The following is a 15,699-nucleotide window of genomic DNA, read 5'->3' on the forward strand; positions in this document are numbered from 1 at the left end:
CTCAGCGAAGGGACAAACTGCGTTGTAATGCCTCTAAATCAAGCGATGACGTACCGACGTTTTGAGCAACGAGTTTTTGTAAGAGCGTTGCGGTCTTTTCAACTGCCTCACTGATCTGTTCCTCGGTGTGGGTACAGGTGAGGAAAAAACGTATGCGGGCTAATCGCTCTGGAACGGCGGGGTGGATGATCGGAAGGGCATTGATGCCTTCGGCAAAAAGACGATTGCTCAATTCGACAGCGCGAAGCGAATCGCCAACGATGACCGGGACAACGGAATGTCCGGCGCTCGTGCCCGTATCCAGTCCTCTTTCTTTGGCTCTTTGCAAGAAAAAGCGCCCGTTGTGACTGAGGCGTGAGATGCGGTCCTGACTTTCGCGCAGTATCCTAAGGCTGGCCAAAGCGGCTGCGGCCAGTGGTGGGGACAGGCCGACGCTATAGACGAAACCGCCCGCGTGGGCTTTGAGAATATCGATAAGCGCGGCACTTCCGGCGATGTAGCCGCCGCAACTGGACGATGTTTTGGAGAGCGTACCCATCCAAATGTCGACTTCGTTCGGGTCGATTTCCAGATGTTCAAATGTTCCCTTGCCCGTTTTGCCAAGAACACCAAGTGAATGGGCCTCATCGACCATTAGCCAAAACGGGCACTTTTTGCGAAGATCCAGGATGCCGCGCAGGTCCGCGACATCGCCATCCATCGAATAAATGCCTTCAACAATCACAAGAACGTTGCGGAACTGGCCATTAATGTTGGCGAGAACCCGTTCCAGGTCGCTGATATCGTTATGTTTAAAGTTGAGGCGCTTGGCGCCTGAGAGCTGTGCGCCGGTCAAAGCACTGTTATGGATAAACTCATCGTGGATGACGACATCCTGTGGACCCATAACGCAGCTGATGGCGGTGATATTCGTGAGATAACCACTGACAAAGCAGACGGCGGATTCCACGCCGTAGTTCTCAGCTAGCGCGCGCTCGAGTTCTGCATGGACCGGACGCTCACCCGCAACAAGGCGGCTGGCGGAGGCGGATATCCCGTACTGATCGATCGCCTGTTTTGCAGCTTCATGAACGCGGGTGTCCGCATTGGTGGCGAGATAATCGTAGGACGCAAAATTGAGGAGCTTTCGGCCTTCTATCATCGTTTCCGCACCAGCCACTGTTTCGTGGGGACGGTAAAACGGATTTTCGACACCTGCGAAAGCCGCGACTGCCTTTTGGACCTGAACTGTTTTGTAAGAGTCGAGCTCTTCGAAACGTTTTTGCTTTCTCACTGCTTGCGGAGATGTGTTCGGTGGATTTGCCGCGTTACGCCTAACAGGGCCAGCACTGCGCTGGTTTTTCAGCTTTTCCAGCATTCCCGCTGAAAGCAGTTTACCCTTCGATTGCCCTCCGTCTCCCCGCCCCTCCGTCATGCTACATCCGCCAAGGCTTTGGGAGCGGTATGCTTCGTCGTGAGGCCGGAGAGCAGTTCCGCAGCTGCATCGTCAGCGCCATCCAGCGCCTGCCGGTTGTTGAGTTTATCCCGTAGTTTGGTGACGATATCCCCGACAGTCGTACCATCGGAAATTGCGCTCAAGGGGAGATCAATCCCGGTCTTTTGCTGGAAGCTCGTTCCCAACTCCATCGCCATCAGGCTGTCGAGACCGATATCCCGCAAAACCTTGTCTTGGGTAATATTCGTTTCTGCCATCTGAAGGATGAGCGCAAGTTCGGACGCGATTATGGAGTGAAGGGCAGCATCCATCTCCTCCACTGACTTACCTTCGATCAGAGTGTAGAGATCGAGATGCTCTCCGGCATTTGCCTGCTGGGCGATCTGGTGGCTGCCGATGGTGGCAAATAGCGGTTTGTTGACAATCGTCAGGCCTGCGGCGGTGGACCAATCGATTTCCGCGATTACAACTGAGCCGACCATACTGCCGGAAGGTTCGCATGTCAGATATTCCTCGACATGGCGAAGTGCATCGCGCGCCTTCATGGCCGAGCGACCGATGCGTTTCGAAAGGATTTCGTTGACGCTGGTGTTTCGGGCGAGGAAGCCCGTGTCCGCAATAGCACCGAAGCCGACAGCCAGTGCCGGTTTTCCGCGCTGGCGACGGGCGGTAGCGAGACCTTCGAGATAACCGTTCGCCGCCACATAGTTCGACTGACCGGGATTGCCGACCATCGTCGTTGCAGAGGAAAAAAGCAGGAAGAGGTCGAGATCATCTTGCTCCGTCAGTTCGTCAAGCAGCCGCGCGCCTTCGACCTTGGTGTGGATCACTGGCTGGTTTCGCTCGAGATCAAGGTTGGCGATCAGTGCATCATCCAACACCATCGCAGCGTGAATGACACCTTTCAGCGGACCGATGCGGCGCAACTCATCGAGCAATGCGTTGAGTTGCTCCGCGTTGGTCACATCACAGGCATGGACCGAAGCGGTTACGCCCTGATCATTCCAGCGCTCGATCGTATTGCGGGTCTCGTCGTCCAAAACACCGCTGCGTGTTGCAAGCGCGATGTGCGACGCGCCTTTCGCGGCGACCCAGTTCGCCGCTTCAAGCCCGAAACCGCCAATGCCTCCGATGACGAGGTGGACGCCACCTGAAATTTTTAAAGGATTCCGACCGTCGCGATGAACCGCATCCACGCCTGGGACCGGCGGAGTGACGATGATTTTGCCGATGTGGCCAGCACTCTGCATGAGGCGGAATGCAGGTGTTATCTCGTTGAAAGCAAACTGCCGGTAAGGGAGTGGTTTCAGGTGGTTCTCGTCGAACAGCACGGCAATCTCTTGGAATATTTTTGCAGCCGTCTCCGGCGTTTCAACGAGAAGCTGGTCGGCGTCGATGCCAAAATAGGAGATATTCTTGCGGAATGGCCGCAGGCCGATCTTGCTGTCTGAATAATAGTCGCGTTTGCCAAGCTCTAGGAAGCGCCCGAATGGCTTGACGAGTTCCAGGCTGCGTTCCATCGCCTCTTGGAACAATGAGTTGATAACGACATCGACGCCTGCGCCTTCAGTGACGTTGAGAATATCATCGACGAAATCCAGCGAGCGGGAATCGAAGACATGATTTGCGCCAAGTCTCTTCACCAAATTGCGCTTTTCATCCGTACCGGCAGTCGCAATGATCTTCGCGCCATTTAGCTTTGCGATCTGTAACGCGGCCAATCCGACGCCGCCAGCGGCACCGTGTATGAGAACGGTTTCACCAGCGCGCAGTCTTCCAAGCTCTACCAGAGCATAATAGGCGGTGAGGAATGTCACTGGGACTGTTGCAGCTTGCGCTGTGTCCATCGCCTTGGGAATGCGGGTAACGCCGTTTTCGGAGACAACCACATGCGTCGAGAACGCTCCAGGACCAATCCCCATCACGCGATCACCGACCTGCAATCGTTCGACGTTGCTGCCCACAGACAGGATCGTGCCGGAAAACTCCATGCCGATCGTAGCGCCAGCAAAACCATCTTCCAACGCCTCTTCCGGCAGCATTCCCATCGACCACATCACATCCCGGAAGTTCAGCCCGGTTGCTGCAACGGCAACAACCACTTCATCCGGCTTCGGCTCTCGAACCGAAGTCTGCTCCCAGGCAATCGTTTCGATACGACCTGGAGACCTTTGAACTATTGAAGCAGCCTGATAATCCCGAGTGAGCTCTTGCGAGCGTGTGAATGCGCCCGGGACGACCCGCAAAAGATCGAAGCGCCCAGATTGCGTGCTGTAAGCGATTTCGTTTTCGCCGAGTTTCTCAAGCTCGAAAATCTCGCTCCAGACGCTATCCGACACGTGCTCGCTTGCTATGTCGACCAGCGTCACATCAAGCTCGTCATATTCATTTTGAAGTACGCGGGCGAATGCCCATACACCCTGCGAAACCGGGTCGGTATCCTCTGAGAGTCTTGCACCTCCAGGAGAAAGGATGAAGAGCCGCGAAGGCTCTGCCCCCCCGCCACCGAAATTCGACCTCAAAGCTTCAGCGATGCGACCCAGCACGTTCACATGGTTCTGTATGGAGAGCGAATGCTGCGTTGTCCGTGACGAGGCATTCATGACATAAATGACGTCTGTCGGCTGCCCGGCATGACCCGCAAGAACGTCCTGAATGTCGGCAAGGCCACGCCCCGACACAGAGTCGAAACTGATCGGCTGGCAGAAATCGGCGCCTCTGAAACGGACGCCATCGCAAAGGATCGTGACGTTGTTGGTCGCGAGTTTCCTAGTGGACTTAGTGTTGGAATATCCATCTCCATCGCCCAGCAGGAAAACCAAGGACCCATCTGCGAAATCAGCCGAAACGCAGGACACCTGCCTGAAGCCGACCTGATCTAGCATTCTCTTCATTCCATCCTCGGATGGAATTTTGCCAACCGGCAAATCTGCCGTTACGGTATTGGAGAACCAATCCGGCTGAAGTCCGAAAACAAAATCGGCAAGAACGCCGTTTTTATGCTCAGCGAGAAGAATTTCAGCGCCGGTCGCTGCGATTTTCGTCAAACCCTGTCTAAGAGCGGCGCTTTCCTGAATACGCGTACACAGGAAGCCATTTGCACTGACCGCAAGGCCGATGTTTTCCGGCAGCACCACACCGTCATCATCAACGACGCTGACCCACGGATTACGGGCAAACGAGGTGCTCAGATTGCTGCGAAGGTTCTCATCGTCTTCAAGAATAAACAGTCTTGCATCGAACTGCTCGGCAATGGAAGCAAGCCTCTCGCTAACCGTGATCGACGTTGCTCCGACTTCGACAAGTACAAAGCCGGGCTTGCCCCGAGAGGCCTGTTTAAGGAAAGATTCAACGAGGTGACAGGTTTTGTCGACCCGCGTCTGTGCAATTCCAAGACCGTTACGGAAGTGATCGAGCGTCGCTTCCGAAGCTTCATAGGGGGGCAACTCTACCCCGCTATCCTGTGCCAGCGCTTCGATGGCGTCCAGCACGAACTGCCGGTTATTGTTAACAAGGATCGCAGCAGAACTACTGGCGGGAAAGCTTCCGACAAGCTCACGAATAATATCGGCGAACTCGGGCAGCTCTGCGTCTCCGCTCAAAATCCAATTGCCAGCATCGCCTGAAGCTAAGCCACAATCCTCCAGAATGAGGAGGCAGTTCGAAATGAAAGCGTTCAGGTCTTGATGCGAGGCAAGGAGGGATTCAACGCTTTTACCTCTCTTCAGGACGGAGTCGGCAATGTCATAGCAGGCGCGATAAATCGCGGCATCATAGAGCAGCGTCTCTTCACTCGGCTCTTCGGCGATGATGGACGATAGGATTGAAGGCAATATCCGATCACCCACAGGTTCGAGAACACTTGGCACCTTCTCGTAGTGAAATGAAATTGTCTCAAGGCTGTGATGAAGCTTTAGGAAAGTCCGCCTGAAACGGCAATCATCCAAGACAGCAATCAATTCACCTTCCACACCGAAGAGCTCGACCCGGATTTTCAAGGAGTGCGGAGAAAAGCGTAAAATCTCGATTTGGGCGGAGCGAATTTCATTATCGCCGGCATGAATGCGTATGGAACCGAAGCGAACCGGAATGTATGGTGCCCCGTCCAACTCACCCGTCAACTCGCCAAACAGCGCGACCAGCCCGTGAAAAGCAGCATCAACAGAGATTGGATTGATGTGATAGGACAGATAAGGGTGCGACGGCTTCGAACTGGACGAAAGCTCGACCTTCAGAACGTTGTCATCGAACACGCGAACGTTACGCAGCAACTGGAATAACGGACCGTAATCAAGACCGAATTTCCTTGCTGTTTCGTACGCGTCTCCCCCTGCAATTTCCAAAAAAGAAACATTATCTTGCTTATATTTGTTAATTTTTGACTTGAGCGCCGTTATGGGTTTTCGAATGCGTGCGACGGCGTGGACGCTCCAGTCATCTTCGCTCATATATTCGCGGGAGCGAATCTCGATCTGCCCCGTTTCGATCGACACGATGGTCGAAAGCTCACTCAGCCGGGTGGTGTGCAGCTCCAGTGGCCGAACAATTTCGAGATTGCTGACTTCGATCTCCGCGCTACCCAAAAGCTGATGGGCGGCTGCAACCGTGATTTCAAGGAAAGCGCTACCCGGAAGGATCGACTTGCCATCGACCACATGTTCGGCCAGATCCGGGAAAAGATTTGCATCGACGTGGTTTTTCCATGATGTCGATTTTGGATCGGTTCGCCAACCAAGAAGCGTATAACCCTTGGAGCTAGCGCTTTTACCGAAGAGATTGACGCGATCCGACGTCTCCGGCGCGCGCAGGGTTTCATTCTCGAACGGAAGCGGCGGCAACACGACATGAGCATTTCGCGGCGTAGCCTCGGGAACCCATGGCGAAACACCGTTGGCAACCACGGCCGCAACGATATGAGGTATTGGATTTCTTTCATGCGCCGTGCGGACCAGTGTCGGGATGACCTGTATGGAAGCTCCGGCCTGACGTGCGTTCTCGGAGAGATAAGATGCGAGGATTGAACGCGGCGTTATTTCGATAAAGAGGTTGCAGCCTGTTTCAATAGCGGTTGCGTTTGCCTCACTGAAGCGAACGACCTCCCGCACATTGTTCCACCAGTAGCGACCGTCCAGTTGCTCACCGCTCGATCTCTGGCCGGTTACGCTGGATATAAATATAACGTCGCCGGAGCTAGGCGTGAAATGTGGCAGGTCGAGAAGAAATGCATTCTTCTCACGGTCGATGGACGAGTGGTGAAACGGATAATCGATGTCGAGAATATGAGCCGAGACGTGTGCCTTTTTAGCGAATTCCCGGTATGCGGTGATCTCTTCCGCCGGCCCGGTCAATGTCACCGAGTTGGCACTGTTGATTGCGGCAAGTTCAATGCTTGACAGACCGTTTTTCTGAGAAAGCTCTAAAGCTCGCTCCGGCGACAAGGCAACAGCCGCCATTTTGCCCTCGCCAGCCAGAGCATGTTGATGGCGCGACCGAATAGCGACGACGGCAACCGCCTGATCGAGAGAGAGAATTCCAGCGCAGTAGGCAGCCGCGATTTCGCCTACCGAATGACCGAAAACGGCATAGGGCTTGATGTTTCTGCCGACAAGCACATCCGAAAGGCTGGCTTGAATAGCAAAGAGCAAAGCCTGCGCAACGCGGGTATCCGACAAACTGGATTGAAGCTCATCGCTCTGGAAGAGCGTAAGCAGATCAAAATCGAGCCACTTCCCAAACGTCGAACAGATTTCGCTAAAGCGGGTCGCAAACCCTGTATCGTAACGAAACGCATCCAAGGCCATACCAGCCCATTGGCTGCCATTGCCTGAAAACACGAATGCTGGACGAGTCTCGCCTGCTGGCACTTCCCCCTCCCGGCCCAAAGCGGAAGGCATGCAGCCGAGGAAGTCTTCTATGGCCTTGTTGACAATTCCTGGCTCAACGCTGTCCACCGCGAAACGGTGCTTCTGATGAGTGCGATTAATGGCCGACGTTGCAACAAGTTCACGAAGATCGGTGCGATCACTGTTTAGTTCCTGTCGATAGCTTTCGAGCAGGCTTTTCAGGGCAGATTGCGTATGAGCACTGACCATGAAAGGGCCACTGCTTATATTTACGGAAACGCTTTGTACGCGCGGATCGGAGATGACGACATGCGCATTGGTTCCGCCGAAACCAAACGAATTGATGCCAGCAAGACGTGCTTTTTCAAGGCGTGGAAGGTCACGGCCCTCACGGTTTACCCGTACGCACAGATCGTCAAAATCGATATCCGAATTCAGCTCGTCTGCATGGAGCGACGCGGGCAGATAATTATGCTGGAGCGCCAGCATGGCCTTTAATAAACCAAACATGCCGGATGCCGGTTCAGAATGGCCTACATTGGACTTTATAGAACCGATGAGCAGTTCGTCGTGCCGCTTTTGGCCTAGCTCCGTCCCGATCGCCCATAATTCCGCAGGGTCTCCGACTTTAGTGCCGGTTCCGTGTCCTTCGATAAAAGCGAGGTCATTCGGGTCAAGATCGTTCTGCGCATAGATCCCGCGTAGAAGTTCGGCCTGCATTTCGCGCGATGGCAAGGAGATACCATTCGTACGGCCGGCTGAATTCAAACCGGTTGCGACGATCCGCGCATAACTGCGATCATTGTTGGCTTCTGCTGCGGTTGTGGTGCGTAAGATGACGACGCCCCCACCTTCGGAGCGCACATAGCCCTGGCCGTTCTCGCCATAGGCGCGGCACAGACCTTCAGGGGAAAGCATGCGAGCCTGCGAAAAACCGACAAAGGAGAAAGGATGCGCGAGGAGATTAACACCGCCGACGATGGCCGTGTCGATCGCTCCGCTCTCAAGGGCACGAACAGCTTGGTCAAGCGCAACGAGCGACGATGAACAGGCTGTGTCTATCGTAAGGCTCGGCCCGTTAAGGCCGAATATATGCGAAACACGGTTGGCGATGATGGACAGCGTATTGCCCGTCATAAAGTACGGGCCACCGGCTGCGGGATCCTCGATATAGGTGTTTCCCGAATCGAGGCTGGAGGCACCGACGTAGACCCCCACCCGATCCTTTTGCAACATTGGGACAGTGAGAGATGCATCCTCAAGCGCGCGCCAGACAAGCTGGAGTAGAATGCGCTGCTGCGGATCCATATACATGGCTTCACGCGCCGTCAGGCCAAACAGGGTCGGATCGAAATCATAGATGCCGTCGACGATACCTGCCGCGAAACTATAGGATTTTCCCGGCGTACCAGGAACGGGATGCCAGAAGCGAGCATGCCCCCACCTTTCAGCTGGAACGGTGGTCACAACGGAGCGTCCAGCCTTAAGCAACTGAAAGAGCTCGTCTACATCTCGAGCGGAAGGAGTACGAACAGCGCGTCCGATGATTTCAACTGACATGTTTTGACTTCTCACCTTTAAGTAGCCTGAATGCAATATAGCGGCTTGGCGATCAACCTCTTATTTTCACTCTCTTTGTATTCAAGTGAGCATTCTGGCTAGCAAAAATCTCCGTCGTTCACGATCGAAGCTGACGGTACACGGCAAGCGATCTTAAGCCTCGAACGCTTCCAATTTTCTGGCAAACGTCACTAGCCAGCCATATCTTTAAAGGTAATTCGATGGCTGCCGTCAGTTGTTGGCCGAGTGGTCCAGCCGAATACAAACCACTTTTCCTTCGAATTTCCCTAAGAGTGAGCATCAGCCGCACTATCAACGGGTCTAGCAGGCCACCCTCGCCCCGGTCGATGATCATCATCGGCTTGATACGGTGCACATACCTCCCGACAAATATGTGAAGGTAGGTCGCCGATATTTAGGTCTTTTGGGCAACATCAGTAAGCGTCCTCAATCGCATCGATTTCCACTTGTCGAACAACTTTCGCGTGCCTAAAAGGAGAAAAAATGTCAGTGCGGTTTGAGAGAGGATCGACTTCGTGGAAACGCCAAATTCAAATTCTGGAAAGAGCCGACGTAACGCGCTGCTGGCGACGGTTGCGGGGGTGATTGTCGTTGCCGCGGTTGGCGCATACGGCGCTAAAGTTTTCTACGAGAAGAAGATCAATGAGGTTTTTGCGCGCAGCGTTGCGGCCGCGGGTTCTATTGGCGTCGATTTTCTGGGGAACGTTCACATTCGTGATCTGACCGTGCCGGTTGACGGCGGGAAGCAGATACGGGTTGCGACCATCGATGGACGCCCGAAGCTAGCATTTCTCGATGGCACACTGGAGATGAGCGGTGTCGATATCGACATGCCGACAGGTGATATCTCAATTCCTCAGTTGCGCATCGAGAACGCCGCTTTTCATGATCTGGCAAAGCCCGCCCCAGTAGCGGATGGCCAGCAATCCCAGCTATCCAGCTCTATTAAAAATTTTGCTGCCGAGCGTATCTTCACACCTGAGATGACGATCGTTCATTCCATTGCGCAGACCAGTCAGAAGATCGTTTACAAAAACGTAGCGCTGGCGAATGTGGCTGGCGGACAGATCGCAAACTATTCTGCAGACGGCGCGAACCAGGATATTCAGATCAACCTGCCAGACAGCACAGGTTCGATCAAAGAAAGGACGATGGTTGTCTCAACTGGCGCGATAGCGGGGAAAGACTTCGATGCAGCCCTTCTTGTCAGGCTCTACACGGACAAGGCGGGACCCGAGGACACGGAACCCAGGCCGCTCTACGGCCCCCTTTCCGTGAGCAAAATCTCCTTTTCTGACGGCAACGGCAAGTTCAGTTTTGATGAAATACGCAGCGATGGCTTTAGCGTTCGAATGCCAGCGGTGCCGCTACTTGAAACGTTGAATGCACTGAGCGCGGTGAAGAATACAGATCAGCTTTCACCGAAGGACAGCCAGGCTCTCATTACGCAAACGCTTGCGATTTTCGACATGATCGGAAAGAGCAATATGCAGTTGCTCGGGTTCAAAGCAGACGCGCCGGACGGAACCGATAGTTCCGGCGCAAAAAGGATTACGGCTAACATCGAGCGTATGGAAATGCAGATGGATAGGCGCAAAGTCGACTTTGGCGTCTATGGGATCTCGATTGCAAACGGGGATGACAGGATAGATGTCGCCGAGGCAAGTCTTGACGGCTTCGACTGGGGCGCCACGATGGATACTCTTTCTGAACTCGTAGCCCTTGATGAAGCGCAGATCGCAACGTTTCCGTTTAACAAGATGATCCCTGAACTGGGACGACTGCGCGTCGGCGGCATCAACGTGGATGTCGCACCGCCGGAAAACCCGGACACAGAGACAGATGGCGTTGCAGAACGGGTAAAATTCACTCTGCGAAATTTCGAAATGGGCCTGACAAAGCCCTTCAACGGCATTCCGACCGATATCGAAATTAGACAGGACGACTTGTCCTTGCCTGTCCCTGAAACTTCATCCGAAGAAATGTTCGTTGAAGCCCGGAAACTCGGGCTTGAAAACATTACACTTTCTTACGCCATGTCGGCGGGTTGGGATCAAGCGAATGACAATCTGAATATCCGGGAAATTTCCCTGAGCAGCAAGGGTTTTGGTAGCGTCAATCTCACCGGTTTGATCAGCGGTTTCACAGAGGAGTTTTTCGCTTTCGATGTAAACCGGGCGCAAGCCGCGCTCTTCGGTCTCGCTGGCCGCGAAGTCAAACTGACGATCACCGATGAGGGTTTGATGGACAAAGCCATTCGGATTTATGCGGCTGAAAACAATATGACGGAGGATCAGGTCCGGGGGACTTTAACGTTTGCGGCAAGTATGGTGCTGCAACAAGTTGCCGCCGCGCAGCCAAAACTGCAGGAAGCAGTCAATGCAGTTGGCAGCTTTATCAACACGCCAGGCGTATTGACAGTGAGCGTTAAATCCACGGGACAGAACGGTCTTGGAGTGTTCGATCTGGTCGCCGCCTCGCAAGACCCGATGCTTCTCTTAGACAAAGTCGATATTCAGGCCGTTGCAGAATAAGAGATTTGACGTTTCGTAGCGTCGATAAAAAACTCATCGTCTAAGCGTAGCATAACCCAGATATGGCTGCCGTGGAGAACCGCGGCAGTTTCGGATGGGAATCGCACCATCCATTCCGAGCAAGCGCATTTTCTGTTTTGAAGGAATCGCGCGCTTCCCTTTTGTCGGCGGTTGTCGTGAAGCTGCCTAAAAGGCTTCACCTCATGCTATCCAGGTCGCCGACCCACCGATATCTGTTCCTAAACAGCAACTTTACAATAGTGCATGTTTAGCCACGCGAGGATGCCGTTAAAAAGCGCACCGGGCTTCGCTATGGCTGGTTATGTTCGTGATTTCGAGGTATCGTTGCGTATGCTGACATCTTCTCAATGCCGCGCAGCCAGAGCGCTATTAAACTGGTCAAAACAAGACCTCGCCGATCAGTCGAAGATCGATAGTGCTATAATCAGCGATTTTGAGAGTGGTCGATCATCCGCGCAAGGTACTACCGTCGAGGAGCTGCAACGGTGTTTCGAACGGGCTGGCCTCAAATTCATAGACGACAATCAGGCATCGGCAGCAGGCGGCCCGGGCGTTCGCTTTGCTCTATCTCCGAAACCGGAAGTTCCAGGCCCGGAAACTGTCCAGTACCCCGAATACACAGCGCCTGATGCATCGACCGGAGCAGGTGGCTAAGATGTCCAAGAAACAAAAACTAGAGCACTCGGAATTTTCAGGTGAATTCGAAGACGATGGTATCACCGTGCTGGTCGATATATTCCGGCCCGCCGGTACAAACAACGACTGGCAACTGGAAGTGATAAGCGATCAAGACGATGTCACTACCTGGGACGAACCCTTTGCTACCGACAAAGACGCTTGGGAAGAGTTTCTGGCCACCTGTGAAAAGGACGGCATAAGAAGCTTTCTTGGTAGCGAAGAAGAAGCTCTACATTAGTATACAGCCCTATCAATTGATGCCCATCTCCTCGATGCGACGCTGAGGCGAAGCGGACGGGTGAAGCATTCTTGTCGAAAGATATCGACTTGGTCGGACCTGTTAAACTCCAAGCGTAAGACAGCTCATTTTGACGAATCTGCTCGAGAGTGCGTGGCAGCACTTTGTGCAGCCGCGTCGACGCCTTGCTATAAGAGCGAGGTGCCAAGACTAAAAACGCAAAACGAGGTTTTCCCACTGGTCGAAAGCAACGCAATTTAATTTCGAGAGTCATAGCCCTGTGCACACAAAAAGGCATCGGAGCAGACTGAAATTAGTGCTTTTCGAGTCCCCCGTTTATCTCGTACGCCTGTGTCAAAAATGACGAAAGCAGGAACGAGAATGGCAAAGCCTTTTTACTGGAATGAGCTTAATACGCTGGACTTTGCAGACCTGCACAAGGACCGGACAATCGCGGTATTACCGGTCGCCTCAACCGAGCAGCATGGTCCTCATCTGCCTGTGGCAACAGATGTTGCAATCGCCAATGGGATGCTGGCGCAACTAAAGGTCCAGCGACCGGATGATATCGATTTTCTAATTTTGCCGACGCAGGAAATTGGCAAGGCCAACGAGCATGTTCATGGTCCAGGCACACTGTCTCTTGGCCCTGAAATCCTAATTCCGGCGTGGACGGCGATAGGCGCGAAGGTGGCCGAGGTCGGTATCCGCAAGATGGTGATCGTCAACTCCCATGGCGGCAATGTCGATATCATGAGCATCGTTGCGCGTGAACTGCGCGTCAAGCATTGCATGGCGGTTGTCGGCACGCAGTGGGGTCGCTTCGGAAATCCTGATGGTATGATCTCTGAGCACGAACAGAAATTCGGGATCCACGGCGGTGATGTCGAGACATCTCTGATGCTTCATTTCCGCCCTGACCTTGTACGTATGGAGTTTGCGCAGAACTTCAGATCCAAGGCCGAATGGATGAAAGAACAGTCAAAATATCTACAACCATTGCCGCCCCATTCATTGGCATGGATCGCCCATGATCTCAATCCGCACGGCGTTGTCGGAAATGCAGCCGCTGCCACTGCAATCAAGGGAGAAGCCATCTGCCGTCATCAGGTCGCTGGCTTCATCGAACTGTTGCGCGACTTGACAAACTATTCGCTGGACAATCTCTATGTAGAGTGACTCCCCTCGCCTTTGTCCGATTGGCGTTGCGGTGGTACGTGGCCCTTAACTTCCAGATCAGCCACAATCTCTGCCAGCTGCGACAACAGAAACTCAACGAAAAGACTCGTCGCGGTATCCAGCGAAGAACGCGAGCGAGCGAAAAGCTTCATGGGCTGATGCCGAGAATGTGGGCCAGCTAAAGGACGAAAGACCAGTTCCCCTCGCTGGCATTCCGTCAGCACGTCGAGGGGGTTCAGCAGCGTCAATCCTGTGCCGAGCTTGACAAGCTGCTTGAGCATATCGGACGCATTGCTTTCAACGACGGGCTGAACAGCGACGGAAAGCGGCGCGAACGCCAAATTGATCACATTGCGAAGGCTAGTTCCCGACTGCGCAAGCACCAAAGGTTCCTGTGCGACGTCTGCGAGGTCAATGGCCTCCTCTCCCGCCAGACGGTGCCCGGTCGGCAGAACGACGCCGATTGGAATGTCGAAATTGGCAAGGGTGCGAATACCGGGCGTGGCGGGAATATTGAAGCCGAGGCCGATATCCACCTCGCCCGCCAAGACTGGAGAGATCGTTGTCGAAGGACCGTCATTGCGCAGATGGATATGTATCCTGGGACGCTGCGAGATAAAATTTGCGATGATCTGCGGCAGCGGACCCGTAGCAAGCCCCACGGTTGCAACCATTGAAACCTTGCCAGCCTGCGGTGCCTCCAGTCCCCTGATACGGGTCTCCATCCGCTCATAGGTCTTGAGCACGTCGCGGATATGCTCGATGCATAATTCTCCCGCCGCCGTCAGCCTCAATCCACGTGGCATTCGCTCAAAAATAGGCGTACCCAACTCGTCCTCCAAAGCCAAGATTTGCCGGTTTATGGCGGATGACGCGACGTTCAATCTGGCAGCGGCCTTTCGGATCGAGCCGCACCTGGCGATTTCGTCGATGTAACGAAGCTTTCTGGAGTGGAGCACGTACACTGATCCTTTGCTTAATTTTAAGGCGCGCTGCCATTTTCAGCAGTTCAATTCATAGGCGATGCCGGAAAGGCATCAATGCGCACGAATTTTGATGCTTTTCAAAGATCATTGCAACCGCTCAAATGCGCGAGAGCCGTCACGCCAACGATGACGGCAACAAGGGGAACAGAACGAAATGTTCAGATTTTCAGGGACGAAGAGCTGCCTGACTGTAATGAGCCTATGCGTTGCCACGCTATCAGCGCAGCCCACGTTCGCACTTGATGAGGTCAGCTACGGAACCAACTGGCTGGCGCAGGCTGAACATGGCGGTTTTTATCAGGCCGTAGCCGATGGCACATATGAGCGCCACGGTCTGAAAGTGACAATCGTCCAGGGCGGTCCAAATGCGGCCAACCGTTCTCTTTTGTTTGCCGGAAAAGTCGATTTCTACATGAGCGGTCAGTTGGGCGATATGGATGCGCGCAAGGAGGGCATCCCAGTGGTGGGCGTTGCATCCCTGTTCCAGAAAGATCCACAGATGCTGATGACCCATCCTGACGCTGGCATCGAGACGTTCGGCGACATGAACAAGCTGACAACCATATTCATGAGCAAAGAAGGCTTCGCGACCTACTTCGAATGGATGAAGAAGAACTATCCCGGTTTCAAGGAAGAACAATACAAGCCCTATACGTTCAACCCAGCGCCCTTCATCGCCGACAAGCAGTCCGCACAGCAGGGCTATCTGACCTCGGAGCCCTATGAAATCGAGAAACAAACCGGCTGGAAGCCGAAGGTCTTCCTGCTGGCCGATGCGGGATATGCACCGTACTCAACGATGATCACCGCCATGCAAAAGACCGTGGATGAAAAGCCTGATGTGGTCCAGCGCTTTGTCGATGCGACGCTGGAGGGGTGGTACTCGTATCTCTATGGTGACAACAAAGCCGCGAACGAACTCATCAAGAAGGACAATCCGGAAATGACGGATGGTCAGATCGCCTACTCCATCGCGAAAATGAAAGAATACGGCATTCTTGAATCGAGCGAAGCAGCAACAAAGGGCATCGGCTGCATGTCCGACGAGCGGTACAAGAAGTTCTTCGACGATATGGTTGCGATTGGGGTCGAGCCCGCCGACCTGGATTACAAGCAGGCTTACACGACGAAGTTTGTGTGCAAGGGCGTGGGCATGGCCCTCAAAAAATAAGACCGAGGATAGGATCATACGCCGCGCTCTGGC

The 15,699-nt window shown here is 53.8% G+C and carries 8 protein-coding genes; 5 read left to right on the forward strand and 3 right to left on the reverse strand.

Annotated features, from left to right (window positions below):
* Position 1 precedes the first annotated feature (1 nt).
* Both G6L28_RS13295 and G6L28_RS13300 read right to left on the reverse strand, forming a co-directional pair.
* Positions 2–1,414, reverse strand: coding sequence for an aminotransferase class I/II-fold pyridoxal phosphate-dependent enzyme (locus G6L28_RS13295; protein ID WP_174064307.1), 1,413 nt, complete (start codon positions 1,412–1,414; stop codon positions 2–4).
* Positions 1,411–8,838 carry a type I polyketide synthase gene (locus tag G6L28_RS13300; protein WP_174064308.1) on the reverse strand — a complete coding sequence of 2,476 codons (7,428 nt, stop codon included), beginning with the start codon at positions 8,836–8,838 and terminating at the stop codon, positions 1,411–1,413. The genes G6L28_RS13295 and G6L28_RS13300 overlap by 4 nt, the downstream gene beginning before the upstream one ends.
* A 536-nt stretch (positions 8,839–9,374) precedes the next feature.
* Between G6L28_RS13300 and G6L28_RS13305 the strand changes: the two genes are divergently transcribed.
* The 4 genes from G6L28_RS13305 (at position 9,375) to G6L28_RS13320 (ending at position 13,509) form a co-directional block, all read left to right on the forward strand.
* Positions 9,375–11,393: a hypothetical protein gene (locus G6L28_RS13305; RefSeq protein WP_174064309.1), complete on the forward strand. Its 2,019-nt coding sequence runs from the start codon at positions 9,375–9,377 to the stop codon at positions 11,391–11,393.
* 312 nt (positions 11,394–11,705) lie between these two features.
* Positions 11,706–12,068 carry a helix-turn-helix domain-containing protein gene (locus G6L28_RS13310; protein ID WP_174064310.1) on the forward strand — a complete coding sequence of 121 codons (363 nt, stop codon included), beginning with the start codon at positions 11,706–11,708 and terminating at the stop codon, positions 12,066–12,068.
* Position 12,069: 1 nt separating this feature from the next.
* A complete protein-coding gene (locus tag G6L28_RS13315; protein WP_174064311.1) occupies positions 12,070–12,330 on the forward strand; it encodes a hypothetical protein in 261 nt (86 codons plus the stop codon).
* A gap of 381 nt (positions 12,331–12,711) precedes the next feature.
* Positions 12,712–13,509, forward strand: coding sequence for a creatininase family protein (locus G6L28_RS13320; protein ID WP_174064312.1), 798 nt, complete (start codon positions 12,712–12,714; stop codon positions 13,507–13,509).
* Here G6L28_RS13320 and G6L28_RS13325 read toward each other — a convergent pair.
* A complete protein-coding gene (locus tag G6L28_RS13325) occupies positions 13,497–14,468 on the reverse strand; it encodes a LysR substrate-binding domain-containing protein (protein WP_174064313.1) in 972 nt (323 codons plus the stop codon). The two genes, G6L28_RS13320 and G6L28_RS13325, sit on opposite strands and share 13 nt — an antisense overlap.
* Positions 14,469–14,688: 220 nt before the next feature.
* Here G6L28_RS13325 and G6L28_RS13330 point away from each other — a divergent pair, with 220 nt between their 5' ends.
* Positions 14,689–15,666, forward strand: coding sequence for an ABC transporter substrate-binding protein (locus G6L28_RS13330; RefSeq protein WP_234902568.1), 978 nt, complete (start codon positions 14,689–14,691; stop codon positions 15,664–15,666).
* Positions 15,667–15,699 lie beyond the last annotated feature (33 nt).

Origin of the sequence: Agrobacterium larrymoorei, from assembly GCF_013322225.1 — a bacterium.
Lineage (GTDB): Bacteria > Pseudomonadota > Alphaproteobacteria > Rhizobiales > Rhizobiaceae > Agrobacterium > Agrobacterium larrymoorei_A.

Excerpts from the sequence above, each read along its gene's own strand:
- G6L28_RS13295 (WP_174064307.1), bottom strand. The coding sequence starts at position 1,414 with ATGACGGAGGGGCGGGGAGACGGAGGGCAATCGAAGGGTAAACTGCTT.
- G6L28_RS13300 (WP_174064308.1), bottom strand. The coding sequence starts at position 8,838 with ATGTCAGTTGAAATCATCGGACGCGCTGTTCGTACTCCTTCCGCTCGA.
- G6L28_RS13310 (WP_174064310.1), top strand. The coding sequence starts at position 11,706 with ATGGCTGGTTATGTTCGTGATTTCGAGGTATCGTTGCGTATGCTGACA.
- G6L28_RS13315 (WP_174064311.1), top strand. The coding sequence starts at position 12,070 with ATGTCCAAGAAACAAAAACTAGAGCACTCGGAATTTTCAGGTGAATTC.
- G6L28_RS13320 (WP_174064312.1), top strand. The coding sequence starts at position 12,712 with ATGGCAAAGCCTTTTTACTGGAATGAGCTTAATACGCTGGACTTTGCA.
- G6L28_RS13330 (WP_234902568.1), top strand. The coding sequence starts at position 14,689 with ATGAGCCTATGCGTTGCCACGCTATCAGCGCAGCCCACGTTCGCACTT.